Raw genomic sequence first — 25,073 nt, 5'->3', positions numbered from 1 at the left:
CACATGCTCTGCCGGTGACCTTGCTCACCGGCAGGGCATCAAAACAGCCGTTTTGTTGCATCCCGCACACATCAAAGCGCCGCAAAGCGGAAACATCCCCCTTCTTTGTTAGCGATAGCCGCTGAAATATGGTCATTTAACATCACATCGCTATAATATCGGCCTGCAAACCTGATACTAACAACGAAGGAATTATCATGAGCCTGAACCTGGTACCGGCCGGCAAGAGCCTGCCCGACGATATCTATGTCATCATCGAAATCCCGCAGAATGCCGACCCGATCAAATACGAAGTCGACAAGGACAGCGGTGCTATTTTCGTCGATCGATTCATGTCTACCCCGATGTTCTATCCGTGCAACTACGGCTACGTGAACGCGACTCTCTCTCTGGATGGTGACCCCGTCGACGTACTGGTTCCGACCCCCTACCCGCTGCTGGCCGGCTCCGTCATTCGCTGCCGTCCGGTTGGCGTGCTGAAGATGACCGACGAATCTGGCGAAGATGCCAAGATCGTTGCCGTACCGCACTCCAAGCTGACCAAGCAGTACGACCACATCCAGGATGTGAACGATCTGCCGGAACTGCTGAAAGCCCAGATCCAGCACTTCTTCGAGCGCTACAAAGAGCTGGAAGCGGGCAAATGGGTCAAGGTGGAAGGTTGGGGCGACAAGGCCGCTGCCGAAGCCGAGATCAAGACCTCTGCCGAGCGTTACGCTGCCAAGTAAGCGTCACCCGGAATAAAAAAGGCGCCTTATGGCGCCTTTTTTGTCGGTGTTTGCGGCAGCTGACCTGCCGCATCTCCGGCAGGATTGCCCTGAATGTATATTTCACGACCATCTTTCTGGTAGGGACGATAGTAATCACCGCCACAGCGATAGCCACCGCCCGGCTGGCTCATCAGCTCGCAGTTGACCGGCAATACCTCCAGCCACTTGATAGCCTGCTGGTAGCGCAGCCACTCCTGCCATTCGTGTTCGCGCGCCAACTGATCGCGCAGGGCAAAGGTATCCGCAATGGACATCCCCTTGTTGACGATCACCTGACCCGCCATGGCTGGCAGGCTGAGCAGCCCAAACAGCACTATGATCCAAGGCTTCATAACCCCTCCAGAGTGACTTAATTTCACAATTAAATTAAAAGTCACATCAATCTGTTATCCAGATCACAAAACGAAACATCACCAAAGTGGTGCCGGCTCACCTAGTTGTTAATTATCGTCCACGGCAGGAAGCACCAACATGAAGCTGACCCCCGCGCTGTTGCTCAGCCTCACTCTCAGCACCACCCTTGGCGCCACAAGCAACGCCAGCGAAATCAACATGAGCTGGCAGTGGCAATCCACCGATGGCCAGCGCAAGCACTTCCAGCTGACCACCGACGATCAGGTGATGGCCGCCAGTCGCCACGAGATGAGCCTGCTGAAGGCTTCCCTCACCAATCCGCTGGAGACCCTCTACGCCTACATCAGCCCGCGGCTCTACAACAGCATCAACCTGATCAATCAGAGCAGCCCAGAGACCGCTACCAAGTTTCGCAATCTGGAGCAGGCCTTCACCCTGCGGGACGACAGCATGGAGTCGATGCTGTTCTGGCAAGCCTACCAGCAGTATCAGGAGGATGCCTTCTACCAGATGAGGGTGATCCCCTGCGTCCATCCGGCCAATCGCAAACTGCCTTGCGTGCGACCCGATTACTCCCAGCTCTTCTACCACTTCAAGGGGCATCTCAAGCCGCTGGCGCAGCAATTTGCGGCCAAGGATCTAGCCACCAGCGTCAGCCTGCTGCAGGAGTGGCTGAACGCCATCCCCACCCAGCCGGAGCAGCTGGATCACTTCGCGCCGCCGCTGCAGGCGCTGCAGGATAACAAGGCCGACAGCGACGAGAAGGCGCTCTTGATGGCCAGCCTGCTGGCAGAGCTGGCGCCGCAATATGTGCTCAGCATCATCTATCCGGATATCAGCATCGGCAGCGTCTCCCCTGCCTGGCTGGCCATTACGGCAGACAGTGGCGTACCCGGTGATGTGGTGGTGATCAACAATCAGCGCCATGTGTTGCTGACCGGCTCGTCCCTGCTGGCCCAACAGATGACCATGGCCAAGATCCCCCTCATCAGCGAGTCGCTCTACTGACGCAGACAGCTCAGACCAGCAGCCAATTCATTGATTTTTATCGATGTCATGCCATCCTAGCCGCCCTTGCCAGCCAACCACCTGACTGGCGGGGCGCCGACGCTTCTGAATTGCGATCTTATTTAACACTTTTTAAACAGATCCGATCAGTTTAGGATGAAGCTCGCCCATTCCCTCAATCCGAAACTCGTTATAACATAACAAATGGAGTGTCATCAGGATGAAACATCTCGTACTTACTTTGGCGCTGCTGCCATCTCTGGTCTTTGCTCACAACTTCAAGGATGGCAACCCAGTGCCGCTGGTCAATGTCAGCGACAAGGGTGAGCTGGTACTGAATGGCAAGGAGATCGGTTACCAGCCGTGGCAGAGCACCTCGCTCACCGGCAAGGTGTTCCTGATCCAGCATATTGCCGGTCGCTCCAGTGCCAAGGAGCTGAACGCCCCGATGATCGAGGCGATCAAGGCCGCCAAGTTGCCGCAAGACAAGTACCAGACCGTTACCGTCATCAACAGCAATGACGCCATCTGGGGCACCTCCGGCTTCGTGAAGAGCAGTGCCGAGGACAGCAAGAAAGAGTTCCCCTGGTCCGCCATGGTGCTGGATGCCAAGGGCATGGCGCGCAACGCCTGGGATCTGACGCCGGAAAGCTCGGCGATCATCCTGCTGGATAAAGAGGGCAAGGTGCTGTTTGCCAAAGATGGCCAGCTCGATGCCAACAACATTGCTACCGTGATGGGGCTCATCAAGTCCCATCTCTAAGTCAGAGAGAAAGGGCGCTGATGGCGCCCTTTCCATAAGGGTCTATGGGTCGTATCAAGCTGAAAATCTGGATCTTGCTGCTGGGCTGGTTATGGCTGCAGCCTGCCCTTGCCCGGCACCAGTTTGAATCTGCCCTGCCCGGCCACGACGACCATCACTGCCTGGTCTGCGCCCTCCATCTGGATGGCAAACAGGTCATCACCGCTACCCCCTATTGTTTCCCCGGTTCGACCTCTGTTCTGCCCGCAGTTGCAATCATGCAATGCTCGGCGGATACAACCACGCTTCACAGCTATGCCATCCGTGCGCCGCCCGCCTCTGCTTTTCTCTATCCCTTTGTTTAATTTCGCTATTTGTTTTGAAAAAGGATTAAAGATGAAAGCAGTTACTCTGTTGCTGGCCGCTGCGGCCTTTGGCGCACACGCAAATCACGACGAACACGAGAGCCACAGCCATGGCGCCCACGAGCATGGCCACGGCCACCTCAATCTGGTGGTCGATGGCGACCAGCTAATGATCGAGCTGCAGGCCCCTGCTGCCGATCTGGTGGGCTTCGAACACGCCGCCAAGAGCGATGAAGAGAAGGCGCAATACGCCAAGGCGGTCGCCCGCCTCCAGCAACCTGACACCCTGTTTCGCTTCGACCCGGCGGCTGGCTGCAAACTGACCCAGCAGGAGCTGCAAGCCACCAAAGCAGAGCATGATCACGACCATGACCATGACAAGGCTGCCAGCGACAAACATGAAGACCACCATGATCATGACGAAGCGGGTCACGCCGATATGGGCGCCATGTACACCTACACTTGCGCCACGCCGGCCAAACTGACCGGCCTTGAGGCGACCCTGTTCAGCGTCTATCCGAGCCTTGAGAAGCTGAGCGTGCAGGGCATCCTGCCCACCGGCCAGACCGCGGGCGAGCTGACCCCGTCCGCCAACAAGCTGAGCTGGTAACGCCATGAAAAAAGCCGTGGTTGAGATCCGCGATCTGGCCTTTGCCTGGCCAAGTGGCGACGCTGTACTCGATCTGCCCGCCCTCACCATCCGCGAGGGTGAGCGGGTCTTTATCAAGGGCCCGTCGGGCTCCGGCAAGTCGACCCTGCTCGGGTTGCTGGCCGGGATCCAGACCGCCAACCACGGCACCCTGGAGGTGCTGGGCCAACCATTGGCCCGGCTCTCTGGCCGTGCCCGTGACCACTTCCGGGCGGCCAATCTGGGTTATATCTTCCAGCAGTTCAATCTGCTGCCTTTTCTCTCGGTGCAGGACAACGTGACTGCTGCCCTCACCTTCTCGCCCGCCAAACGGGCCCGCCTGCAAGGGAGTCCGGAGCAGGAGGCGCGCCGTCTGCTGGCGGAGCTGCAACTGCCGGATGACGCACTGCATCGCCCAGTGCACGCCCTCAGCATCGGCCAGCAGCAGCGGGTTGCTGCCGCACGGGCGCTGATCGGCTCGCCACCGCTGGTGATTGCCGACGAGCCCACCTCGGCCCTCGACACCGACAACCGGGCGGCCTTTATCAAGCTGTTGTTCGAGGAGTGCGACAAGCAGGGCTCGACCCTGATCTTCGTCAGCCACGACCCTTATCTCGAACCCCTGTTCCCGCGGGTCGAAAACCTGCAACAGCTCAACCGGAGGGCATCATGCTAAAGCTAGCCCTGCAAAGTCTCTGGGCCCGCCGCCTCACCGCCGGGCTTACCCTGCTGGCCGTCGCCATCAGCGTCACCCTGCTGCTCGGAGTGGAGCGGGTGCGCACCCAGGCCCGCGAAAGTTTCTCCAACACCGTCTCGGGGACCGATCTCATCGTTGGCGCCCGCTCCGGTCAGGTGAACCTGCTGCTCTACTCGGTGTTTCGCATCGGCAACCCCACCAACAACGTGGGGTGGGACTCCTATCAGGCCATCAAACAGAAACCGGGCGTCGCCTGGACCATCCCGCTTTCCCTTGGTGACTCCCACAAGGGATTTCGGGTGCTCGGCACCAATGGCGACTACTTCACCCACCTGAAGTACGGTCAGCAACAGTCGCTGCAACTGCGGGAAGGTCGGCCGTTCGAGACGCCGTTTGAAGCGGTACTCGGCGCCCAGGTGGCTGAGAAGCTCGGCTATCACCTCGACCAATCCATCGTCATCGCCCACGGCGCTGGCAACACCTCGTTCAGCCAGCACGACAATCTGCCGTTCAAGGTGGTGGGTATTCTGGCGCCGACCGGTACGCCCATCGATCGCACCATCCATGTGCCGCTGGCGGGGATAGAGGCGATCCATCTCGGTTGGGATACCGGCCGTCACAGCAAGAACGTGACGCCGGAGCAGGCGCTGGCGCAGGATCTCACCCCGAAAACCATCACCGCCTTTATGGTGGGACTGAGCAACCGGATTCTGGCGTTCCAGCTGCAACGTAGCGTCAACACCTATCCCAAGGAGCCGCTGATGGCGATCCTGCCGGGGGCCGCCCTGCAGGAGCTGTGGAGCCTGATGAGCGTGGCGGAAACCGCGCTGTCGGTCATCGCCGGTTTCGTGGTGGTGGCGGGCCTTATCGGCATGCTGACTACCTTGCTGGCGGGGCTTAACGAGCGGCGCCGGGAGCTCGCCATCTTGCGATCCCTCGGCGCGGGCCCTGCCCACCTGTTCCTGCTGCTGGCGCTGGAGGCAATGGCGCTGACCACGGTCGGCATCGCCCTCGGGGTCGCCGTGCTCTATCTGGGGCAGGGGCTTGCCTCGCCCTGGCTGCTCAGCCACTATGGCCTGCAACTGAGTCTGGGGCTGCCGAGCACCTACGAGTGGCAGTTGCTGGGGGTAGTCTGGCTGGCAGGCATGGTGATCGGCCTGCTCCCTGCTGCCCGCGCTTACCGCTACAGCCTGAGCGATGGCATGAGCATTCGCGTCTAGCGAGACGCCCAAAAATAGAAACAGAAGGACAGATGATGAAGTGGAAAATTGTGGCGCTGCTCGCCAGCCTGCTGGTGCTGCCCGCCTTGGCCGCCGATTACAAGACCATCGACTGGGATGTGCTCATCCCGGAAGGGGAAAAACTGCTGCCACCGCCCCAGGTCAATCACGAAGATCCCATGTCGGTGCCGCAACCGGTGGGCGGGGTGAACAAGAAGCTGGACAACCAGGATGTGCGCATTCCGGGCTTCGTGGTGCCACTGGAAGGGGATGCCAAGAAGATCACCGCCTTCCTGCTGGTGCCCTACTTCGGCGCCTGCATCCATGTGCCGCCGCCCCCCACCAATCAGGTGATCTATGTGAGCTACCCCAAGGGTGCGCCGGTGGATGATCTGTGGGATGCCATCTGGGTGAAGGGCAAGATGCGCACGGTCAGCTCCAGCCACGAGATGGCCACCGCCTCCTACTCGATGGAAGCGGTCGAGGTGAGCGTCTACGAGGAGTAATTCTCCCGTTGCAAAAAAAGCGGCCTCCACGGAGGCCGCTTTGTTATCTTGGCATCCCGGTTGGAGTAACATTCAGCTCCAGAACCTGTGCGAATGGAGTCAGCATGGCAGACCTCCCCCCCCCCGAAAAAAGAGAGTTCGATCCTGAGCAGCCAGGAGCAGACCCTGCGTCTGGCCCGCAGTCGCGGCATCGACGGCATGCTCATCCGCAATACCGACAGCACCTTCGAACAGCGCGCCACCTTTCGCCATCTGGCGGATCAGGCTGCCCGCCAGCGCAATCTGGAAGCCATCATGGTGATGGCCTCCCGCCACTGCGAAGAGACCGCGGCTGGCGGCGAGATGGACAGCGACTGGCTGACCCGCTTTCTGCAACTGGCGGAAGATATCAGCATGGTGCCGATGCAGCAGCTGTGGGGGCGGATCTTCGCGCTGGAAGTCGCCACGCCGGGCCGCTTCTCCATTCGGGCGCTCGCCACCCTCAAAGAGATGACCCAGCGCGAGGCCCAGCTGTTCCAGCGCATCTGTTCACTGACTTGCCACTACACCGGCAGCGACGAGCAGCGACTGCTGCTGGGGCTGCACAAGGGGGCCAGTTTGCTGAGTCGTGCCAAGGCAACCCGCCTTGGCCTTGGCAAATATCGCCTCCCCTACAACGCCCTGCTGCAACTGTTCGAGCTGGGGCTGCTGCATCGCGCGGAGCTGGAATCCGGCCCGCTGCCCGCCGATGGGGTCGAGCTGGAGTTCGGCAACCAGCGCTGGCGGCTGCAGTGCAAGCAGAACAACATCACCCTGCTCTACTACCGCCTCACCCCGGTGGGCAACGAGCTTGCCCAGCTGCTGCAAGAGTCACCGCTGGAGGAGTATCTGCAGGATCTGAAAACCGTGCTGGTGCAGGGGATCCAGATTGAAGTGATGCAGCTCGTCAGCGCCCCCTCCTCACCCGCTCCCGACCCTCTCCCCTGATCTCTGGCGGGGCAGCGGATGCCCCGTCGGTTCGTGGTTCCTTCGCATCCAGCTGCTGGCTCCAAGCTTATGGGCTTGACCAGAATAGGTTGCAAATTGCAGATGCCGCAGAGGCACACCCGTCTGCTCCGTTGCATATTGCAAACAGCAACGTTCTTTTCCTGCCAAAACGGCACTAATAACATATCAATCATTAGCTTTTGCCAACTGGCCCACCCCTTGCAGATGTCTTGATGTAGATCAAAATCTAACCATCACAGCTCGGGAGTAAGGCCATGAGAATCAATCAACCGGTTACCCAAAGAGAACGTCTCTATCCAGACCACCAGAGCCTGATCTCCACCACGGATCTGGAGAGCCGCATCACCTACGCCAACGATGAGTTCTGCGAGATAGCAGGCTTCCAGCTCGACGAGCTGGTGGGGGAACACCACAATCTGGTACGTCATCCTGACATGCCGAAACAGGCCTTTGCCGATCTGTGGAACCATATCCGCGAAGGCAAGAGCTGGATGGGGCCGGTGAAGAACCGCTGCAAGAGTGGCGATCACTACTGGGTCAGCGCCTTTGTCACCCCCATCAAGGATGCCAGCGGCCGGGTGGTGGAGTATCAGTCGGTGCGCACCGCCCCGAGCGAGGAGATCAAACAGCGGGCCGAGAAGGTCTATGCCGACCTTCGCAACAACAAGCTGCCGCTGGCGCTCAAGCTGCCCACCTTCTCCCATACCCTGACCATCAACCTCTGTCTGCTGCTGAGCCTGCTCGTCATGTTTGCACTGGGCCACAATATGAACTGGCAACTGGCGCTGGTCGCCCTGCCGCTGGCGATAGCGGCCATCACCCTGAATGCCCTCTCCCGCCGCCTCGGCAAGCTCAACAAGATGGCCCGCAGCCGCTTTGACAACCCGCTGATGCAACTGCTCTACACCAACAAGGTGGACAATATCGCCGCCATCGAACTCTCGATGGTGATGAATCAGGCCGAGTTCAACGCCGTGCTGGCCCGCACCCAACAGACTTGCAGCAAGATCCTGCAGGCCGCCGAGGGGGATCTGCGCAACGCCGAATCCATCACCGACAACCTGCAACAGCAGCAGGCCGAAACCAATCAGGTAGCCACTGCCGTGACCGAGATGTCGGAATCCATTCGCGAGGTGTCGCAAAGTTCGACAGACTCCTCCAGCCTGCTGGATGAAACGGCCGTGCTGTTCAAGAGCGGCAACAGTAGCGTGGCCGAAACCGTGGCTGCCGTGGCAGGCATGAACAGCGAGCTGACCACCTCCAAGAGCGTGATCAGTGCGCTGGTCGGCCACTGCCGCGATATCGACGGCATCCTCGATGTGATCAACAACATCGCCAACCAGACCAACCTGCTGGCCCTCAATGCCGCCATCGAAGCGGCCCGGGCTGGCGAAGCGGGTCGCGGTTTCTCGGTAGTGGCTGACGAGATCCGCTCGCTCGCCATCAAGACCCAATCCTCGACCAGCGAAATCCAGAAGATGATCACCGAGCTGCAAACCAGCGCCGGGGATGCAGAACAGGCGATGGAGAAGGGCTGCCAACTCTCCGAGAGCTGCCAGCAGAAAGCCTCGGCGACCGGCACCATTCTCCAGCAGATCAACAATATGCTGCAGCAGGTGGCCTCCGGCAGCGGCCAGATTGCCCAAGCGGTACAGGAGCAGTTCCACGTCACCGCCGAGATCAACCGCAACGTGCTCAGCATCAAGACCCTGGCCGATGACTCCAGCGTCGGCAGCCAGCACGCCGTGCACGGCATCACCCAGCTGGTCAACCAGTTAAGCGATCTCGACCGGCTGGTACGCCAGTTCCAGAAAGGGGCTCCGGCAAGCCAAAGCCGCTACGAAGTGGCCACCACCCGCGCCGTGCCGGTTCGCCAAGCCAGATAACCACTACCCAAACAATCACCGCAGACAAACCCTATGGGCCTTTGGGCTCATAGGGTTTTTTAATGCCCGCCAGCAAGATGGCGGTACTCCCGCTTTGACACTCTCGCTTCACTGTCCGATTTCCCTCTGCGCTGATGGGCCCAAGCGGTTGAGCAACCACATTTAACCCCATTACTGAGTAATTTCTTGATCTTGCTCAGAAAACCGCCCGCTTGTGCTTTTCAACACAGCTCCGTTCGGTAACATAGCCGCTTGGCAACCTCTCGCAGGAGTCAGCCATGAGCCAAGCCAGTGCCAAATCTCAGGTAAAAGCAGCAAGCTGGAGGCTGAAATTCAGGGGCGGTAGCCTTGCCCGACAAAATAACACAATACTGTGCATTACTCTGAATAGTAACCACCTTAACTTTACAGGCTATCGATTAAATTTCCCCTATGATTTATTAAGGATAATTTTTTACTTTAACTTCTCAGTCATTGGGTTTACAACTGTATACTACCCAATTATTCCACACACCACCTTTAAATAAAATTGAGATAAGTTTATGCTTTTTTCCTTCAAGAAATTGTTTAGCAAAAACACCGATAAGGATATCAAACAAACATCTCCATCAAGGCCTTACGTTTCCATGAATACAAATACTTCGGATAATGAATTACTACTTTCCAAGGTTAGAGAATATTTACGCCAAAAATTTAACGACAAAAAAAATAATTTTATTTTTATAAACTCAACCAAGCTATATCGTGGACAAGAACATAATGAATTATCTCTTGGCTGTTCATTCTGGAGTGAGGTTGAAAGCTATGCAAGAAACTACGCCAGCCCATATTTATTGACATCAAAACCAAAAGACAACTTGGTTTTTATAAAATTCGAAGGTTTCGTTGATTGTTTAGCTGGTCATTTTTACGAATATGAAGAGTTTTCAGATTATGAATCCACTTGCAATTATTTACGAAAACTATCTGAAGCTGGTTTTTTTTCTGAATTCAAAGGTATTGCAGGTGTAATTGACACAACAGCATCAAATAATGCCGGACATACAAAAATTTTTATTTTCGACCCATCCAGCATAATGATAACAAATATAATTAAACTTCCCGACGCTAATAGTTGAAAACTATTTCAAAATAGCTCATCTAGTTGAGCAAGCCTTGGTATTAATGGTGGTGGTTACTGTGATCGCGACATTATTAATGGGCTTTATGTCAAGAAAGAGGAAAGCTCACAACTTTGACTTAGAAAGCAGTTTTCCAACGTCAGCCATGGTATCAAGGCGATACTATGGAATATCAAGTGGTATACAGGAATACGGTGTGGAGGTTGGTAAGAACGCGACAGACCACACCTTGTCACCCGCAACTATGATTCAACGATTGTATCGCATAATTTTCGACTTAAAAGTGAACAATATGGCATTAACATCTATCGGATAGATAAATTATGAATTATAAGGAAAATCCATTATTACCTTTTTGTTTTTTATTTTCATGTCCAGGTTCGAAAGAGCTAAAGAGTAACAAACCGTGCGCAGGAACAACTGGCAGCAATCTTGACAAACTACTAGATATTCTTAGAACAATGAACCCCCACATAACCACACCGAAGACAAGAAGTGATTTGTATATCAACAATGCTTGGCCTCTTGTTGAATATAAAAAAATTACAGGGCGTACAGAGGCGTCAATTAGTGATCTAAACCAAACTTGGAATATAGTAAGGCTGTGTGATGAACTTGCTCATGTAAAAAATATCATTGCATTTGGTAATAATGCTAAACATGTAGTTAATATAATAAAGTCATATAAACCACACTTGATAACGGCAGCATCCATTCACATATCAATGACCAGCATAAACACATCAATAACACATGACATTAACAACCAGGTGATTTTAAGAGGGCATAAACATGCAACATATAAAAGATTGGAGGTTGTAGCTAGCAGGATTATTGCAACTGGCCTTTTTTAATTTTAATTCATCAAAGTTATTTTCCAGAAAAATAACACTCATCATTCAACATTTAACATAACGAGTGAGATAAGGGCAGGGAAAATCATGACCACAATTAAATTGCAGACACCGAATAAATGGGCAAACTCCCTATCTAATATCAATCCTCGGAATAGGCAACCAACCTCAGTCGCTCCCCCACCAGCCCGTAGGTTCGAATAGCGCAGCGTATTCGGACAATCGCGAATAACCCCGCCGCGATATAAGCAAGGATCGGAAGATCCTCTTGCGGGGTTGCTATCGGGCGCCTTGGAACAGCTCAAGGCTCATCGGTGCCACTATAAGCTAGATTTATGGATTTTCCGATAATGACCCAAGTTTTGCTTATAGTGGCTACCGCCAGCCCATAAGCGCCAGTGGTGATCAACTTAACGGCTGCCGGGTGCTTGTGATAAATTCTTCCGATCCAACTACAGGTAGTTCCCCTGCCGCAGGGCGGTCAGCAGCTCATCCACCAGCGCCTCCACCGATTTACCGGCATTCAGCAGATGGATTTCCGGCTGCTCCGGCGCCTCATAGGCGGAATCGATACCGGTAAAGTTGCGAATTTCCCCTGCCCGAGCCTTTTTATAGAGCCCCTTGGGGTCGCGCTCCTCACAGACGGCGAGCGGCGCATCGACAAAAACCTCGACAAACTCCCCTTCACCCAAGAGACTGCGCACCAGCGCCCTCTCGGCACGAAACGGCGAGATAAAGGCGGTGAGCACGATAAGTCCCGCATCCACCATCAGCTTTGCCACCTCGCCGACCCGGCGGATATTCTCCTGCCGCGCGGCATCATCGAACCCGAGATCGCCGCACAGGCCATGGCGCACATTGTCCCCATCCAGCAGATAGGTGTGCTTGCCTTGTGCCGCCAGCGCCTGCTCCAGCGCCCCCGCCAGGGTCGATTTGCCCGCCCCGGAGAGCCCGGTAAACCAGATCACCAGCGGTTTTTGCCCTTTCAATTCGGCCCGGCTCTGTTTGTCGACGGCATGCTTGTGCCACACGATATTGCTCATCCAACACTCCTTGATTGGCGCTCACGCCTTAAAACGGAAACTGTCCGGCACCACGGGGAGCCGCCTAGGACTATCCGCCGACAACGTGCTGATGCCATGGCATTGCTCATCCAACACGCCTTGATTGGCATTTACGCCTTAAAACGGAAACAGCAGGGGCACCATCACAATCACCCCGAGGCTATAGGCCAGCGAGACCGGCAGGGCCAGCTTGAGGTAGTCCGGCATCTTGTAGTTGCCCGCTGCATAGACCATCAGGTTGGTCTGGTAGCCGTAGGGCAGGATAAAGCTGGAGCTCGCCCCGAACAGCACCGCCAGAATAAACGGCATGGTCGAGACATCCATGCTGAGCGCCAGCTGGTAACCCATGGGGAAGGCCAGCGCGGCGGCGGCGTTGTTGCTCATCAGCTCGGTCAACACCAGCGTAAACACATAGATACCGATAAAGGCGATGATGGGGCTGGCACCGTTGAACTCCCCCATCAGCCAGTCGGCGATAAGCTTGGCCAGTCCGCTCTTTTCGAGCTGATCGGCGATGGCCAGCGCCCCGCCCACCACCAGCCAGATATCCAGCGGGAAGCGGCGGCGGATCTCGTCCAGGGTCAGAATGCGGGTGAGCAGCAGCGCCACCAGCATCAGCAGCAACCCCTTGAACAGCGGCACCAGATCGAATACCGAGAGCGCCAACACCCCGAGAAAGCCCAGCACCACGGCAGCGCTGCGCTTGCCATCGAGACGGGTGGAGGCTTCCAGCCCGCTCACCACCACAAACTCCCGCCCCAGCGATTTGTTACGGGCAAACTGGGGGCCGGGGGCTAGCAGCAGGGTATCACCGGCGTGCAGTTCAATCTGGCCGAGACCGCCGGTAAGCTGGGTTTCGCCGCGGCGCACCGCCAGCACCACCGCATCGAAGTGGGTGCGAAATTCGGCATCCTTGATGGTCTGACCCACCAGCCGCGAGCTGTGGCTGACGATCACCTCCACCAGATGCTGGCCGTTGAGGCGGTGCTGACCGTAGAGATCCAGCCCTTTCATCTCCTGCAATACGCCGACGCTCTCCACATCGCCGCAAAACAGCAGCACGTCCCCTTCGTGCAGTTCGTGTTCCGGCTGCACCGGGCAGATCACCTGCTCGCCGCGAATGATTTCCGCCAGATAGAGGCTTTTCAGGCTACGCAGGCCGTTCTCCTTGACGCTGCGCCCCGCCAGCGGTGAACCGGCGCCCACCTTGGCTTCGAGAAAGTAGCCGGATTCGCGGCTCATCTCGGTATCCTGAACCGGCAGGTGACGGGCAAACAGCAGCACGGCCACCAGACCGGTCAGCAGAGTACCCGCCCCCACCATAAAGAAGTCGAACATGCCGAGCGGCGGCGCCCCCATCTTGATGAGGAAGCTGTTGACGATCAGGTTGGTGGAGGTGCCGATCAGGGTCAGCACCCCGCCAAAGGTGGCCGCGAAGCACATGGGCAGCAGCAGCCGCGATGGCGCATGGTTAGGGTTGCGTTTGACCGCTCCCAGCATGGAGGCCACCACGGCAGTGTTATTGACGAAAGCCGACAGGAAAGCGGTGGAGAACCACACCTTCACCAGCACCTTGTTGAATGAACCTGTGCCCACCAGATTGGCGAACCAGCTCATGATGCGGGTCTTCTCCACCGCCAGCGACACCAGCAGCAACAGCACCAGCGTCAGCAGGGCACTGTTGGTGTAGCCCGCAGCCACGGCGTTGATATCCGCCAACCCGCTCAGGTAGGTGATGAGCACGGCGCCCGAGAAGAGCAGCGCCGGGCGGAGTTTGCCCTGGATCAGCAGGGCCACGAGAGCAGCCAGCAGACCCAGCACCAGGAATTGTTGCCAGGTCATGGGCTTACTCCTTGCTTGTGTCGTTACCGATGGCAAGGGCTTGCCAGTGCGGGAAGTGCTTGCGTACCAGAGCGTTGAGCTCGATCTCGAACTCGCTGTAATGCCCTTTTACCGCTTTGGCGGCCAAGCCTTCCACTATCATGCCGGCGCCGACGGTGACGTTGGTCAGCCGGTCGATCAGGATAAAGCTGCCGGTATCACGGATCTCCTGATACGGGTCAAACGCCACCGGGTCGGTGAGGCTCAGCTCGCACAGGCCGATCTCGTTGAGCTTGAGCTCGCTCGCGGGCAGTTCGTCCAGCTTGTTGATCTCGATGCGGTGGCGAATGGCCTCCACCTGACCGCGACTCTTCTTGGTGGCCAGTTTGACGTCGTAGACCCGACCCGGTTGCAGGGACTCCTCCCCCATCCAGACGATATGGGCCAGCACATTCTGGGTCACTTGCGGCTGCTTGGCCGCATCCACCAGCAGGTCGCCGCGGCTGATGTCGATCTCGTCGGCGAAGGTGACCGTGATGGCCTGACCCGGCAGGGCGTACTCCAGATCTCCGTCGAAGGTGACGATGCGGGTGACTGTGCTCTCCTTGCCCGACGGCAGCACCGCAAGCCGGTCGCCCACCCGCAGGATGCCGGAGGCGAGCGTACCCGCGAAGCCGCGAAAATCGAGGTTGGGGCGGTTCACATACTGCACCGGCAGGCGCACCGGATGACGCTCCAGCTCGCGCTCAACCTCGGCAGACTCCAGCAGAGCAAGCAGAGTTTCGCCCTGATACCAAGCCAGCTTGTCGCTCTGGTTGACCACGTTGTCACCGTCCAGCGCCGAGACCGGCACGATATGGATGGTGTCCACGCTGAGCTTCTTGGCGAACTCGCGGTAGTCGGCACTGATGCGCTCGAACACCTCCTGACTGAACTCCACCAGATCCATCTTGTTGACCGCCACCACGAACTGCTTGATGCCGAGCAGGCTCGCGATAAAGCTGTGGCGGCGGGTCTGATCCAGCACCCCTTTGCGGGCGTCGATCAGAATGATGGCCAGATCGCAGGTGGAGGCGCCGGTCGCCATGTTGCGGGTGTACTGCTCATGGCCCGGGGTATCCGAGATGATAAATTTGCGCTTGGCGGTCGAGAAATAGCGGTAGGCCACGTCGATGGTGATGCCCTGCTCACGCTCCGCTTGCAGGCCATCCACCAGCAGTGCCAGGTCCAGCTTCTCGCCGGTGGTGCCGAGCTTCTGGCTGTCGGACTCCAGCGCTTTGAGCTGATCTTCATAAATCTGCTGGGAGTCGTGCAGCAGGCGACCGATAAGGGTGCTCTTGCCGTCATCCACGCTGCCGCAGGTGAGAAAACGCAGCAGACTCTTGTGCTGCTGGGCGTGCAGGTAGGCTTCGATGCCCTGTTCGGTGATGGCGGTCTGAATATGGCTGTTCATGCTGACGACTCCTTAGAAATATCCCTGACGCTTCTTCTGCTCCATGGAGCCGGCCTGATCGTGGTCAATCAGCCGCCCTTGCCGCTCGCTCGAGGTGGTGAGCAGCATCTCTTCAATAATTTCCGGCAAGGTGGTGGCATCGGATTCGATGGCCCCGGTGAGCGGGTAGCAACCGAGGGTGCGGAAGCGCACCAGCTCCTGCTTCACTTCGTCTTCCGGGCCGATGGGCATACGATCGTCATCCACCATGATCTTGATGCCGTTGCGCTCCACCACCGGACGGTAAGCGGCGAAGTAGAGCGGCACTATGTCGATCTTTTCCAGATAGATGTATTGCCAGATATCCAGCTCGGTCCAGTTGGAGAGCGGGAACACCCGGATGCTCTCCCCCTTGTTGACCTGGCTGTTGTAAACCCGCCACAGCTCCGGGCGCTGGTTCTTCGGATCCCAGCGGTGGGACTTGTCACGGAAGGAGTAGACCCGCTCCTTGGCGCGAGACTTCTCCTCGTCGCGACGGGCGCCACCGAAGGCGGCATCGAAGCCATATTTGTTGAGCGCCTGCTTGAGCGCCTCGGTCTTCATGATGTCGGTGTGCTTGCCGCTGCCGTGGACGAAGGGGTTGATGCCCATGGCGAGCCCTTCCGGGTTCTTGTGGACGATGAGATCCAGCCCGTACTTTTTGGCGGTCTCGTCGCGGAACTTGATCATCTCCTTGAACTTCCAGTCGGTATCGACGTGGAGCAAGGGGAACGGGATCTTGCCCGGATAGAAGGCCTTGCGGGCCAGGTGCAGCATGACGGAGGAGTCCTTGCCGATGGAGTACATCATCACCGGGTTTTCAAATTCGGCAGCCACCTCGCGGATGATATGGATGCTCTCGGCTTCCAGCTGCTGCAAGTGCGTCAATCTTTCACGGTCCATGTTGGTCCTCGGGTCATTGCTTATGCGCCTGCTCGGGGCGCTGGGTGGCTCAGTGCGCGGCCGCGCTGGCAACCGCATCAAATATCTCTTTCCGGGTCAGGCCAGCTGCACCAGCTTGAGGTCGCAGCCATCGAGATCCGGGTTAGCACGCTGCTGCTCGCCGCTCTTTTCCCCAAACCAGGCCAGCCGCTCGCGCAGGGCAACCACTTCGCCGATGACGATAAGCGACGGGCTCACCGCCTGTTTGGCCAGCTCGGCCAGTTCGGCCAGCGTGCCGGTCAACACCCGCTGACGGGATGTGGTGCCGCGCTCGATGATGGCGATGGGGGTGGCTTGGCTTCGGCCGTGATCCACCAACTGCTGCTGGATATGCTCGGAGCGCATCAGCCCCATATAGATGACCAGGGTCTGACTGGTGGCGGCGAGCTGCTGCCAGTCGGGCTCCTTGCCCTCTTTCTGGCAGTGGCCGGTAATAAAGACGGCGCTCTGGGCGTAATCACGGTGAGTGAGTGGAATACCGGCATAGGCGGTGGCACCGGCAGCAGCCGTGATGCCGGGCACTACCGAGAAGGGGATACCTTCGTCGGCCAGCACTTCCAGCTCCTCGCCACCCCGGCCAAACATAAAGGGATCGCCCCCTTTCAGCCGCACCACCCGGTTGCCCGCCTTGGCGTATTCCACCAGCAGGCGATTGGTCTCCTCCTGCGGCACGCTGTGGGCGCCCGCCTTCTTGCCGACCGACACCAGAGTGGCATCGCGACGCACCAGATCGAGGATCTCGGCGGAGACCAGCTGGTCGTAGAGCACCACTTCGGCCTGTTGAATCTGTTGCAGCGCCTTGAGGGTCAAGAGGCCCGGATCGCCGGGGCCCGCCCCGACCAATACCACTTCCCCTACTTCGCTTTTCGCCTGGTCGAGGCCATCGCTCAGCCACTGCTCGGCACCTTGCCAATCCTCTTTTTCAATCAGGCTGGCGAGGGTGTTGGAGGCAAAGGCGCGCTCCCAGAAGCGGCGGCGATCGGAAATCGAGGAGAGCACCCGCTTGGCCTTGTCACGGACCCGGCCGGAGAGCTCGGTCAGCCCGCCGAGATGGCGCGGCAGCAGGCTCTCCAGCCGCTCGCGCAACAGGCGCACCAGCACCGGCGCCTTGCCGCCGCTGGAGACAGCCACCATCAGCGGCGAGCGATCGATGATCGAGGGGAAAATAAAGCTGGAACGCTTGGGGTCATCCACCACGTTGACGAACAGACCCAGCTGATTGGCACTTTGATAAACCAGTGCGTTGACTTCGAGGTTGTCGGTCGCAGCCACCACCAGGATCTGGCCTGCCAGATGGGCCGGGGTGAAGCGCTCCGCCAGATGGGTGAAACGACCGGTGAATTCCGAAAATTCCGGTTCAAGCTCCGGGGAGACCAGGGACAGCCGGGCACCGGCTGCCAGCAGCAGGCGCGCCTTGCGCAGGGCAACCTCGCCCCCGCCCACCAGCAGTACCGAGCGGCCTTCCAACTTGGCAAACATAGGTAAATAATCCATTTCAGCCCATCCCTCGGAACACGACTAATATGGGGCGACTATAGGCAGGGCAGCTTATCCCTCAAAATAATAAAAAATGCTTTTTAATGCGTTTTGGTAATTAGCAAAGCCGATTCATGACAAAGGCGTACAAAGTCACTTGTGGTACCTGACGCCAGACCATAGGCTAGGGACTGTGTTTCATAAGGAGCTAAATGATGAATGAATCATTGATTGTGCTAGGGATTTTCGTGTTCCTGGTGCTCGCCACCCTGAGCGCGGGCATCAAGATCGTGCCCCAGGGCTACAACTGGACGGTGGAGCGCTTCGGCCGCTACACCCGTACCCTGACCCCGGGTCTCAACCTGCTGATCCCCTATGTGGATCGGGTCGGACACAAGATCATCATGATGGAGCAGGTGCTGGACATCCCGGCACAAGAGGTGATCTCCCGCGACAACGCCAACGTCACCATCGACGCCATCAGCTTTGTGCAGGTGGTGGATGCCCGCAAAGCGGGTTATGAGGTTAACGATCTCACCAGCGCCATCCGCAATCTCACCATGACCAATATGCGGACCGTGCTCGGCGCCATGGAGCTGGACGAGATGCTATCCCAGCGCGACACCATCAACGAGAAGCTGTTACGCACCATGGATGCCGCCACCGCCCCCTGGGGCATCAAGGTGACCCGCATCGAGATTAAAGATGTGCGCCCGCCGCTGGCACTGGTAGAAGCGATGAACGCCCAGATGAAGGCCGAGCGCCAGAAACGGGCCGAGGTGCTGGAAGCCGAAGGGGTGCGCCAGTCCAAAATCCTGAAAGCTGAAGGCGAGAAGCAGTCCCAGATCCTCAAAGCCGAAGGTGAGCGCCAGGCCGCCTTCCTCGCCGCCGAAGCGCGGGAGCGGGCTGCCGAGGCGGAAGCCAAGGCGACCCACATGGTTTCCCAGGCGATTGCGGAAGGAGACCTGCAGGCCATCAACTACTTCGTAGCCCAGAAATATACCGAGGCACTGGCCCGCATCGGTGAAGGCCCCAACAGCAAGATCATCATGATGCCGCTGGAAGCGGGCAGCCTGATTGGCTCTGTGGCTGGCATGGCCGAGCTGTTCAACAAAGATGGCAAGGGCAGCAAGTCATGACAGCCCTGTTAGAGGGGCTGACCCACTGGCACTGGCTGGGGCTCGGCTTTATTCTGCTGGCCATCGAGGTGCTCGGCTCGGTGGGCTTTTTGCTCTGGACCGGCATCGCCGCGCTGGAAGTGGGGCTACTGCTGCTGATCTGGCCCTTTGGCTGGCAGGCGCAGTTGCTGCTGTTTGCGGTGCAATCCCTGCTCACCACCTGGGCCTGGTGGCGCTGGCAGCACCAGCGTGACAACTCGGGTCAGGATGCCGCCAGCACCATCAACGAGCGGATGCAGAGCTATATGGGCCGCGAGCTGACCCTGCTGGATGATGTCGCCCAAGGCACCAGTCGGGTACATCTGGACGACACGGTCTGGACGGTGCGCTGCGACGAGTCTCTGCCGGCGGGCAGCAAGGTCAGGGTGGTCGGAGCCGACTCCCACATCCTGCTGGTTGAACCCCGCAACTGACGCAACTCTGCCATCGAGTCATAAAAAAGCCCGCGATCGCTCGCGGGCTTTTGTCTCTCTGGCTGCCACTCAGGTACGCAGCCGATCGAGCTGACTGGCCAGCGCAGTGGCCGCTTGCTCCAGCGCTTCGCTCAGCTGATGGCTGGAGCTGGCCTCCTGCCCGATCACGTTGGCGGTATCACCAATCCGCATCAAATTCTTGTTGATATCGTCACTGACGGCGCTCTGCTGCTCGGCGGCGGTAGCCACCTGACTGATGTGGTCGTGGATCTGCTGGATCTGCGCCACCACCCGATTGAGCGCCTCGAACGCCTGCTCGGTGCCCTGCACCGTGGTGGTGGAGCGCTCGATGCCGGTATTCATCAGACGCTGGCTGCTGCTCACCTCTGTTTGCAGGCTACCAATCAGCTGGCCGATCTCGTCGGTCGATTCACGGGTCTTGTTGGCCAGCGCCCTTACCTCATCCGCCACCACAGCAAAGCCACGGCCCATATCACCCGCACGTGCCGCTTCGATGGCGGCATTGAGGGCCAGCAGATTGGTCTGCTCGGCAATGGCACGGATCACATCGAGGATCCTGCTGATATTGGTGCTGCGCTGGGCCACCAGCGCCACCGCTTTATCCGCCTCATGCATATCGCCGACCAGAGTATGGATCTCGTTGCGAGCATTGCTGAGGGTCTGCTGGGCGGTATTGATGTGGTGGGTCGCCGCTTCCGACTCCTGCGCCGCCTGCTCGGCATAACCCGCCACGCTGACTGCCGTGGTGCTCATCTGATGCATGGCGCTTACCACGCTCTCCAGCTCCAGATTCTGCTCGTCCAGACTACTGCGCATGGTGTCGGCGGTATGTTTCATCTCCCGCGCCTGCTGGTAGACCTGCTGACCGATCCCCTTGCTCATTTGCACCATGCCCCGCAGCTTGCCGAGGAAGGCATTGAGCTGGGCCCCCAGATCGATCAGCTCCTGATGGGTGTCGATCTCCATCTGCTGGGTCAGGTCCCCCTCGTTGCTGGAGAGGTGGCCCACATGGCGGCTGATAAGAGAAAGTGGCGCTGTGATGGTCTGGATAAACCAGACCAGCAACCCCAACACCAACAGGGTAATCCCGCCCATGGCGATGATCTGCTGCCGCTGGGCATCCACCAGCAGGGTGCCCAGTTCATTGCTGATGGCGTGCGCCTTGCTCAGCGCCAGCGCCTTGGGCACCTTGATCATCAACCACCACTGGGTATTGGCTGCCTCAACCCGGATGGGCTGATGAAGAATGAAGTCACTGTCGCTGCTGACCGGCTGACCGTCAGGCAGGGTCAGACCCACCTCCTTGAGTGGACGGCCCAGCTTGTCGGCATAGCGGTTGCTGCCCACAATCAGCCCCATCTTGCTGACCAGGGTCACATCCGCCTTGTTGTCATAGAGGCTCTTGCCAAGGTTTTCAGCTAGTTGCTGGAAGATGGGCAGGTTCATATCCACCCCGGCCAGCCCGACAAACTTGCCGTCACGCAGCACGGGCACCGTCAGGCTGGTCATCAGCATCTTGTTGCCCGGGCTGATTTCGTAGAGGTAGGGCTCCATCAGGCAGGGCTGGCGGGTATCGCGGCCACAGAGATACCACTCGCTGTTGCGAATGCCGAACTCGTTGAGGGAGGTATCAAACTTGGCCTCGCTGGCAGCGGCGTCCACCGCTTGCTGGGCGACGGCCCCTCCCTGATCCTTGGTGAAATAGACCTCCAGACTCCCCTTGCTTGCCACCGAGTGGCTGGCCCCGCCCAGCCAGTTGCCATCCTCGCCATCATAGCCATCCGGTTCAAACTGGGCATAAATGGAGCTGATCCCGCTCGCCTGCTGTAGGCTGCTGCCGAGCAGAGACTCCACTTGGGGCCGCGACAAGCGCAGTTCCGGTTTGACCATCCCGGCTTCAATCTGGGCGGTCACGGTCAGGGGGATCTGATAGGAGTTCTGCATCAGCGAGGCAATCTGGATGGCATAGCGCTCTGCCTGATACTGCAGGCTGCGGGAGACCTCCTCTTCCAATGCATCGCTGGTCTGGGTCATCACCATGTTGCGAAGGGAGCTGAAAGAGGCCGATTGCAACAGGGTCATGGCTAGCCCGGTCAGCAGAAACAGCCCCATGGTAAGGCACAACAACTTGAACTTGAGGGAACGTTGCTTCATGCGACAACTCCTTATGGCAGAATAACAACGAATTACTTGAGTATATTCGCCCACTTGCGCTTCACCCGATTTGTTGATGGGTTTGTGACAGGCTTATGGTTATAATTTTTGCCTTCCCGAGCGTTGATGGAACAGTCGCAATGAACAATGCACTGAGCAGTGTCCCGCCGGTAGTCGCGATGGACTACCCCTTTCCGGCCAAACCTCTTCCCCTGAGTGCCGAGCAGAGAATGACCTTGACCACAGAAATCAAGGCGCTGCTCAAGGAGCGCAAGGCGGTACTGGTTGCCCACTACTACACGGATCCCGAGATCCAGGCGCTGGCCGAAGCCACCGGCGGTTTCGTCGGTGACTCGCTGGAGATGGCCCGCTTTGGCCGCGATCACGAGGCGCAAACCCTGATCGTCGCCGGGGTGCGCTTCATGGGGGAAACCTCCAAGATCCTGAGCCCCCACAAGCGGGTGCTGATGCCGACTCTGGAGGCCGAATGCTCCCTCGATCTGGGCTGCCCCATCGAGCAGTTCTCCGCCTTCTGCGATGCCAATCCCGACCATACCGTGGTGGTCTACGCCAATACCTCGGCCGCCGTCAAAGCACGGGCTGACTGGGTAGTGACCTCCAGCATCGCGCTGGAGATCGTCGAGCACCTCGACAGCCAGGGTCACAAGATCATCTGGGGCCCGGATCGTCATCTGGGTGCCTATATCGAGAAGAAGACCGGGGCGCAAATGCTGCGCTGGCAAGGCCACTGCATCGTCCACGACGAGTTCAAGGCCCGCGCCCTGCGCGAGCTGAAAGAGCAGAATCCTGACGCCGCCGTGCTGGTTCATCCGGAATCCCCCGCCTCGGTGATTGAGCTGGCCGATGCGGTCGGCTCCACCAGTCAGCTGATCAAGGCAGCCAAAGAGCTGCCCCAGCAGAAGCTGATCGTGGCGACCGATCGGGGCATCTTCTACAAGATGCAGCAGGCTTGTCCGGAGAAAGAGATGGTGGAAGCACCGACCGGTGGCGATGGCGCTACCTGCCGCAGCTGCGCCCACTGCCCCTGGATGGCGATGAACGGTCTGGTGGCGATCAAGGAGGCCCTCACCGATGGTGCCGAACGCCACGAGATCCATGTCGATGAAGCGCTGCGGGTAAAGGCCCTCATTCCGCTCGACCGGATGCTCAATTTCGCCGCCGAACTCAAGCTCAAGACTCAGGGCAACGCCTGATTGCCGCCGTCACGAGATGCAAAGAGGGCTCCCGCGGGAGCCCTCTTTATTTATCTGAACCTCATCCAACTCAGATGATTACGGTGGAGAGGCTGTGCTCTTCATCCGGCGCAACGGTCACCCCAGCGTCGCCGGCAATGGCAGCTTCGACGCAGAGCATGGTGCGATAGCCATCGTCGCTCATGTCGGCCATGGCGGTGGCCCCTTCCAGCCAGGGGGTCCAGACCACCACGCTGTCGTGGTTGCCACTGACAACCCGGGTCTCGCGCTCACCATCCTGCACGCTCACCAGCGCCTCTGGCTGCCAGTAGACCCGATCCAGCGGCCCGCTCAGGGTCAATGCACCCTGCTGTTTGGCATCCTGCCCGGTCAGCTTGTCGGCATAGAGCTCACCCAGACCGCTCACGCTCAACGCCTCCGGAGCGCTGATCTGCAAATAGGTGTGCAGCGCACCACTATAAGTCAGCGGCTGAGCACCTGTGTTGCGAGTGGTCAGCACCAGCGAAAGCTCTTTGCCCACCAGCACGTCCAGTTCCAGCTCGAAGGGGTGATCCCACAGGGCGCGGGTTGCGTCGCTGTCGCGCAGGGAAAGATGAACGAGCGTGCCATCGGCGTGATCGGAGACCCCGTCCAGCATCCAGAGGGTGGTGCGGGCAAAACCGTGGGAGGGCTTGCCGCTACCAACGCGGGCGGGCGCCGGGCCAAACCAGGGCCAGCAGATCGGGATACCACCGCGAACAGGCTTGCTGCCATCCAGCACCGCCTTGTCACTCAGCCAGATGGAGGCCGGCTCGCCATGACGCTGATAGCTCAGCACATGGGCGCCAAACAGGCTGATCTCAGCCTTGGCATAGTCGTTATTAATGGTGAGAACCGGCAGACCGGCCGCATTGTTGGCAAGCTTGCAATTGGCGGTCAGGGGACGAATGGATTGCATGTGGACTCCTGTCATCAGGGGAAACCGAAAAACAAAAAGGCGGCCAATGGCCGCCTTTTTCAAGCTACGCGATTGCGCATCCCAAATTACTTGGAGATGTGAGCGATCAGGTCCAGAACTTTGCTGGAGTAGCCCATTTCGTTGTCGTACCAGGATACAACTTTAACGAACTTGTCGTTCAGCTGGATACCAGCCTTGGCGTCGAATACGGAGGTCTGACGCTCACCCAGGAAGTCGGTAGATACAACTTCGTCTTCGGTGTAGCCCAGAACGCCTTTCATAGCGCCTTCGGAAGCAGCTTTCATCGCTTCGCAGATTTCTGCGTAGGTGGCAGCTTTCTTCAGGTTAACGGTCAGGTCAACAACAGACACGTCCGGAGTCGGAACACGGAAAGCCATACCGGTCAGCAGGCCTTTCAGTTCCGGGATAACTACGCCAACAGCTTTGGCAGCACCGGTAGAGGACGGGATGATGTTCTGAGCCGCACCGCGGCCACCGCGCCAGTCTTTGGCAGACGGACCATCAACGGTCTTCTGGGTAGCAGTGGTAGCGTGAACGGTGGTCATCAGGCCAGACTCGATACCGAAGGTATCGTTCAGAACCTTGGCGATCGGGGCCAGACAGTTGGTGGTGCAGGAAGCGTTGGAAACGATGTCCTGGCCAGCGTAGGTAGAGTCGTTAACACCCATTACGAACATCGGGGTAGCGTCTTTGGACGGGCCAGTCAGAACAACTTTCTTGGCACCAGCAGCGATGTGCTTACGAGCAGTCTCGTCGGTCAGGAACAGACCGGTAGCTTCAGCAACAACGTCAACACCGATTTCGCCCCACTTCAGGTTGGCCGGGTCACGCTCAGCGGTAACACGTACGGTTTTGCCGTTTACAACCAGGTTGCCGTCTTTAACTTCAACGGTACCGTTGAAACGACCGTGAGTTGAATCGTACTTCAGCATGTAAGCCATGTAGTCAACATCGATCAGGTCGTTGATACCAACAACTTCGATGTCTGCACGCTCGCAAGCCAGACGGAATACGAAACGACCGATACGGCCAAAACCGTTAATACCTACTTTGATAGTCATATTTAGTTACCTAACTGTTCAGTAGTCAAAGAAAATTCCGCTTGTAAATTTACTAGAACTCTCCGGTGAGTCAACCAACATTCTGTCTGAAATTGCGCTATATCATGAAAAACTGTGAAATTAATTTTCTGTTTATGTAACTGATTACCACGTTTTGACGAA

24 protein-coding genes and 1 pseudogene are annotated in these 25,073 nt (G+C 58.1%); 16 read left to right on the top strand and 9 right to left on the bottom strand.

Going from position 1 to position 25,073, the window contains the following annotated elements; all coding sequences use genetic code 11:
- Positions 1 to 197: 197 nt before the first annotated feature.
- A complete protein-coding gene (ppa, locus tag ACTG2T_RS13270) occupies positions 198 to 728 on the top strand; it encodes an inorganic diphosphatase (protein ID WP_005335667.1) in 531 nt (176 codons plus the stop codon).
- A 26-nt stretch (positions 729 to 754) separates the two neighbouring features.
- On the opposite strand, the gene ACTG2T_RS13265 is transcribed toward ppa, so the two are convergent.
- On the bottom strand, positions 755 to 1,102 hold the full coding sequence (locus ACTG2T_RS13265) for a hypothetical protein (protein WP_076492509.1): 348 nt from the start codon (positions 1,100 to 1,102) through the stop codon (positions 755 to 757).
- 139 nt (positions 1,103 to 1,241) lie between these two features.
- Between ACTG2T_RS13265 and ACTG2T_RS13260 the strand changes: the two genes are divergently transcribed.
- The 12 genes and pseudogenes from ACTG2T_RS13260 (at position 1,242) to ACTG2T_RS13205 (ending at position 11,138) form a co-directional block, all read left to right on the top strand.
- Complete coding sequence (locus tag ACTG2T_RS13260) at positions 1,242 to 2,132, top strand: hypothetical protein (protein WP_047439570.1); 891 nt, start codon at positions 1,242 to 1,244, stop codon at positions 2,130 to 2,132.
- A gap of 220 nt (positions 2,133 to 2,352) precedes the next feature.
- Positions 2,353 to 2,895, top strand: coding sequence for a YtfJ family protein (locus tag ACTG2T_RS13255; protein ID WP_005335681.1), 543 nt, complete (start codon positions 2,353 to 2,355; stop codon positions 2,893 to 2,895).
- Positions 2,896 to 2,939: 44 nt separating this feature from the next.
- Positions 2,940 to 3,239: a hypothetical protein gene (locus ACTG2T_RS13250; protein WP_330125334.1), complete on the top strand. Its 300-nt coding sequence runs from the start codon at positions 2,940 to 2,942 to the stop codon at positions 3,237 to 3,239.
- Positions 3,240 to 3,270: 31 nt separating this feature from the next.
- The gene (locus ACTG2T_RS13245) at positions 3,271 to 3,849 is read left to right on the top strand and encodes a DUF2796 domain-containing protein (protein WP_330125333.1); all 579 of its coding nucleotides are present in this window, start codon (positions 3,271 to 3,273) and stop codon (positions 3,847 to 3,849) included.
- A gap of 4 nt (positions 3,850 to 3,853) precedes the next feature.
- Positions 3,854 to 4,543 (top strand): ABC transporter ATP-binding protein, encoded by a 690-nt coding sequence (locus ACTG2T_RS13240; protein WP_129503305.1) that lies wholly within the window; start codon positions 3,854 to 3,856, stop codon positions 4,541 to 4,543.
- Positions 4,537 to 5,784: an ABC transporter permease gene (locus ACTG2T_RS13235; protein ID WP_005354695.1), complete on the top strand. Its 1,248-nt coding sequence runs from the start codon at positions 4,537 to 4,539 to the stop codon at positions 5,782 to 5,784. Before ACTG2T_RS13240 ends, ACTG2T_RS13235 begins: the two co-directional genes overlap by 7 nt.
- 32 nt (positions 5,785 to 5,816) lie before the next feature.
- A complete protein-coding gene (locus ACTG2T_RS13230) occupies positions 5,817 to 6,290 on the top strand; it encodes a DUF3299 domain-containing protein (protein WP_026034852.1) in 474 nt (157 codons plus the stop codon).
- 104 nt (positions 6,291 to 6,394) lie between these two features.
- A pseudogene (locus ACTG2T_RS13225) lies at positions 6,395 to 7,256 on the top strand (TIGR03899 family protein).
- Positions 7,257 to 7,531: 275 nt separating this feature from the next.
- Positions 7,532 to 9,163 (top strand): methyl-accepting chemotaxis protein, encoded by a 1,632-nt coding sequence (locus ACTG2T_RS13220; protein ID WP_330125331.1) that lies wholly within the window; start codon positions 7,532 to 7,534, stop codon positions 9,161 to 9,163.
- 278 nt (positions 9,164 to 9,441) lie between these two features.
- The gene (locus tag ACTG2T_RS13215) at positions 9,442 to 9,690 is read left to right on the top strand and encodes a hypothetical protein (protein WP_330125330.1); all 249 of its coding nucleotides are present in this window, start codon (positions 9,442 to 9,444) and stop codon (positions 9,688 to 9,690) included.
- A 15-nt stretch (positions 9,691 to 9,705) separates the two neighbouring features.
- Positions 9,706 to 10,281 (top strand): hypothetical protein, encoded by a 576-nt coding sequence (locus ACTG2T_RS13210; protein WP_439973791.1) that lies wholly within the window; start codon positions 9,706 to 9,708, stop codon positions 10,279 to 10,281.
- A 326-nt stretch (positions 10,282 to 10,607) separates the two neighbouring features.
- A complete protein-coding gene (locus ACTG2T_RS13205; protein WP_330125328.1) occupies positions 10,608 to 11,138 on the top strand; it encodes a hypothetical protein in 531 nt (176 codons plus the stop codon).
- Positions 11,139 to 11,590: 452 nt separating this feature from the next.
- On the opposite strand, the gene cysC is transcribed toward ACTG2T_RS13205, so the two are convergent.
- The 5 genes from cysC to cysG form a co-directional block, all read right to left on the bottom strand.
- Entirely contained in the window at positions 11,591 to 12,181 is a 591-nt protein-coding gene (gene cysC / locus ACTG2T_RS13200) for an adenylyl-sulfate kinase (protein ID WP_330125327.1), read from the bottom strand.
- Positions 12,182 to 12,319: 138 nt separating this feature from the next.
- Positions 12,320 to 14,044, bottom strand: a complete 1,725-nt coding sequence (locus ACTG2T_RS13195) for an SLC13 family permease (protein WP_319919670.1) — start codon at positions 14,042 to 14,044, stop codon at positions 12,320 to 12,322.
- 4 nt (positions 14,045 to 14,048) lie between these two features.
- Entirely contained in the window at positions 14,049 to 15,476 is a 1,428-nt protein-coding gene (cysN, locus tag ACTG2T_RS13190) for a sulfate adenylyltransferase subunit CysN (protein WP_058059675.1), read from the bottom strand.
- A 12-nt stretch (positions 15,477 to 15,488) separates the two neighbouring features.
- The gene (cysD, locus tag ACTG2T_RS13185; protein WP_330125379.1) at positions 15,489 to 16,421 is read right to left on the bottom strand and encodes a sulfate adenylyltransferase subunit CysD; all 933 of its coding nucleotides are present in this window, start codon (positions 16,419 to 16,421) and stop codon (positions 15,489 to 15,491) included.
- Between the two features lie 72 nt (positions 16,422 to 16,493).
- Positions 16,494 to 17,930, bottom strand: a complete 1,437-nt coding sequence (gene cysG / locus ACTG2T_RS13180; protein ID WP_330125326.1) for a siroheme synthase CysG — start codon at positions 17,928 to 17,930, stop codon at positions 16,494 to 16,496.
- A gap of 197 nt (positions 17,931 to 18,127) precedes the next feature.
- Here cysG and ACTG2T_RS13175 point away from each other — a divergent pair, with 197 nt between their 5' ends.
- Both ACTG2T_RS13175 and ACTG2T_RS13170 read left to right on the top strand, forming a co-directional pair.
- Complete coding sequence (locus ACTG2T_RS13175; protein ID WP_005335703.1) at positions 18,128 to 19,051, top strand: SPFH domain-containing protein; 924 nt, start codon at positions 18,128 to 18,130, stop codon at positions 19,049 to 19,051.
- The gene (locus ACTG2T_RS13170) at positions 19,048 to 19,503 is read left to right on the top strand and encodes an NfeD family protein (RefSeq protein ID WP_005354718.1); all 456 of its coding nucleotides are present in this window, start codon (positions 19,048 to 19,050) and stop codon (positions 19,501 to 19,503) included. Before ACTG2T_RS13175 ends, ACTG2T_RS13170 begins: the two co-directional genes overlap by 4 nt.
- A gap of 69 nt (positions 19,504 to 19,572) precedes the next feature.
- Here ACTG2T_RS13170 and ACTG2T_RS13165 read toward each other — a convergent pair whose 3' ends face one another.
- Positions 19,573 to 21,678 carry a methyl-accepting chemotaxis protein gene (locus ACTG2T_RS13165; RefSeq protein ID WP_265061493.1) on the bottom strand — a complete coding sequence of 702 codons (2,106 nt, stop codon included), beginning with the start codon at positions 21,676 to 21,678 and terminating at the stop codon, positions 19,573 to 19,575.
- Between the two features lie 140 nt (positions 21,679 to 21,818).
- On the opposite strand from ACTG2T_RS13165, the gene nadA reads away from it, so the two are divergent.
- Entirely contained in the window at positions 21,819 to 22,892 is a 1,074-nt protein-coding gene (gene nadA, locus ACTG2T_RS13160) for a quinolinate synthase NadA (RefSeq protein WP_162519753.1), read from the top strand.
- A gap of 70 nt (positions 22,893 to 22,962) precedes the next feature.
- Here nadA and ACTG2T_RS13155 read toward each other — a convergent pair whose 3' ends face one another.
- Together ACTG2T_RS13155 and gap are read right to left on the bottom strand one after the other, a co-directional pair.
- Positions 22,963 to 23,829, bottom strand: coding sequence for a D-hexose-6-phosphate mutarotase (locus ACTG2T_RS13155; RefSeq protein WP_139748210.1), 867 nt, complete (start codon positions 23,827 to 23,829; stop codon positions 22,963 to 22,965).
- 86 nt (positions 23,830 to 23,915) lie between these two features.
- On the bottom strand, positions 23,916 to 24,911 hold the full coding sequence (gene gap / locus ACTG2T_RS13150; RefSeq protein WP_005335708.1) for a type I glyceraldehyde-3-phosphate dehydrogenase: 996 nt from the start codon (positions 24,909 to 24,911) through the stop codon (positions 23,916 to 23,918).
- Between the last annotated feature and the right edge of the window lie 162 nt (positions 24,912 to 25,073).

The organism is Aeromonas sp. 75A, assembly GCF_051919425.1.
Taxonomy (GTDB): domain Bacteria; phylum Pseudomonadota; class Gammaproteobacteria; order Enterobacterales; family Aeromonadaceae; genus Aeromonas; species Aeromonas veronii.
The sequence above is the reverse complement of the archived record's forward strand: the minus strand, read 5'-3'. Positions and strand labels throughout refer to the sequence as shown.

Coding starts and splice junctions, on each gene's coding strand:
- ppa (WP_005335667.1), top strand. CDS start 198: ATGAGCCTGAACCTGGTACCGGCCGGCAAGAGCCTGCCCGACGATATC.
- ACTG2T_RS13265 (WP_076492509.1), bottom strand. CDS start 1,102: ATGAAGCCTTGGATCATAGTGCTGTTTGGGCTGCTCAGCCTGCCAGCC.
- ACTG2T_RS13260 (WP_047439570.1), top strand. CDS start 1,242: ATGAAGCTGACCCCCGCGCTGTTGCTCAGCCTCACTCTCAGCACCACC.
- ACTG2T_RS13255 (WP_005335681.1), top strand. CDS start 2,353: ATGAAACATCTCGTACTTACTTTGGCGCTGCTGCCATCTCTGGTCTTT.
- ACTG2T_RS13250 (WP_330125334.1), top strand. CDS start 2,940: ATGGGTCGTATCAAGCTGAAAATCTGGATCTTGCTGCTGGGCTGGTTA.
- ACTG2T_RS13245 (WP_330125333.1), top strand. CDS start 3,271: ATGAAAGCAGTTACTCTGTTGCTGGCCGCTGCGGCCTTTGGCGCACAC.
- ACTG2T_RS13240 (WP_129503305.1), top strand. CDS start 3,854: ATGAAAAAAGCCGTGGTTGAGATCCGCGATCTGGCCTTTGCCTGGCCA.
- ACTG2T_RS13235 (WP_005354695.1), top strand. CDS start 4,537: ATGCTAAAGCTAGCCCTGCAAAGTCTCTGGGCCCGCCGCCTCACCGCC.
- ACTG2T_RS13230 (WP_026034852.1), top strand. CDS start 5,817: ATGATGAAGTGGAAAATTGTGGCGCTGCTCGCCAGCCTGCTGGTGCTG.
- ACTG2T_RS13220 (WP_330125331.1), top strand. CDS start 7,532: ATGAGAATCAATCAACCGGTTACCCAAAGAGAACGTCTCTATCCAGAC.
- ACTG2T_RS13215 (WP_330125330.1), top strand. CDS start 9,442: ATGAGCCAAGCCAGTGCCAAATCTCAGGTAAAAGCAGCAAGCTGGAGG.
- ACTG2T_RS13210 (WP_439973791.1), top strand. CDS start 9,706: ATGCTTTTTTCCTTCAAGAAATTGTTTAGCAAAAACACCGATAAGGAT.
- ACTG2T_RS13205 (WP_330125328.1), top strand. CDS start 10,608: ATGAATTATAAGGAAAATCCATTATTACCTTTTTGTTTTTTATTTTCA.
- cysC (WP_330125327.1), bottom strand. CDS start 12,181: ATGAGCAATATCGTGTGGCACAAGCATGCCGTCGACAAACAGAGCCGG.
- ACTG2T_RS13195 (WP_319919670.1), bottom strand. CDS start 14,044: ATGACCTGGCAACAATTCCTGGTGCTGGGTCTGCTGGCTGCTCTCGTG.
- cysN (WP_058059675.1), bottom strand. CDS start 15,476: ATGAACAGCCATATTCAGACCGCCATCACCGAACAGGGCATCGAAGCC.
- cysG (WP_330125326.1), bottom strand. CDS start 17,930: ATGGATTATTTACCTATGTTTGCCAAGTTGGAAGGCCGCTCGGTACTG.
- ACTG2T_RS13175 (WP_005335703.1), top strand. CDS start 18,128: ATGAATGAATCATTGATTGTGCTAGGGATTTTCGTGTTCCTGGTGCTC.
- ACTG2T_RS13170 (WP_005354718.1), top strand. CDS start 19,048: ATGACAGCCCTGTTAGAGGGGCTGACCCACTGGCACTGGCTGGGGCTC.
- ACTG2T_RS13165 (WP_265061493.1), bottom strand. CDS start 21,678: ATGAAGCAACGTTCCCTCAAGTTCAAGTTGTTGTGCCTTACCATGGGG.
- nadA (WP_162519753.1), top strand. CDS start 21,819: ATGAACAATGCACTGAGCAGTGTCCCGCCGGTAGTCGCGATGGACTAC.
- ACTG2T_RS13155 (WP_139748210.1), bottom strand. CDS start 23,829: ATGCAATCCATTCGTCCCCTGACCGCCAATTGCAAGCTTGCCAACAAT.
- gap (WP_005335708.1), bottom strand. CDS start 24,911: ATGACTATCAAAGTAGGTATTAACGGTTTTGGCCGTATCGGTCGTTTC.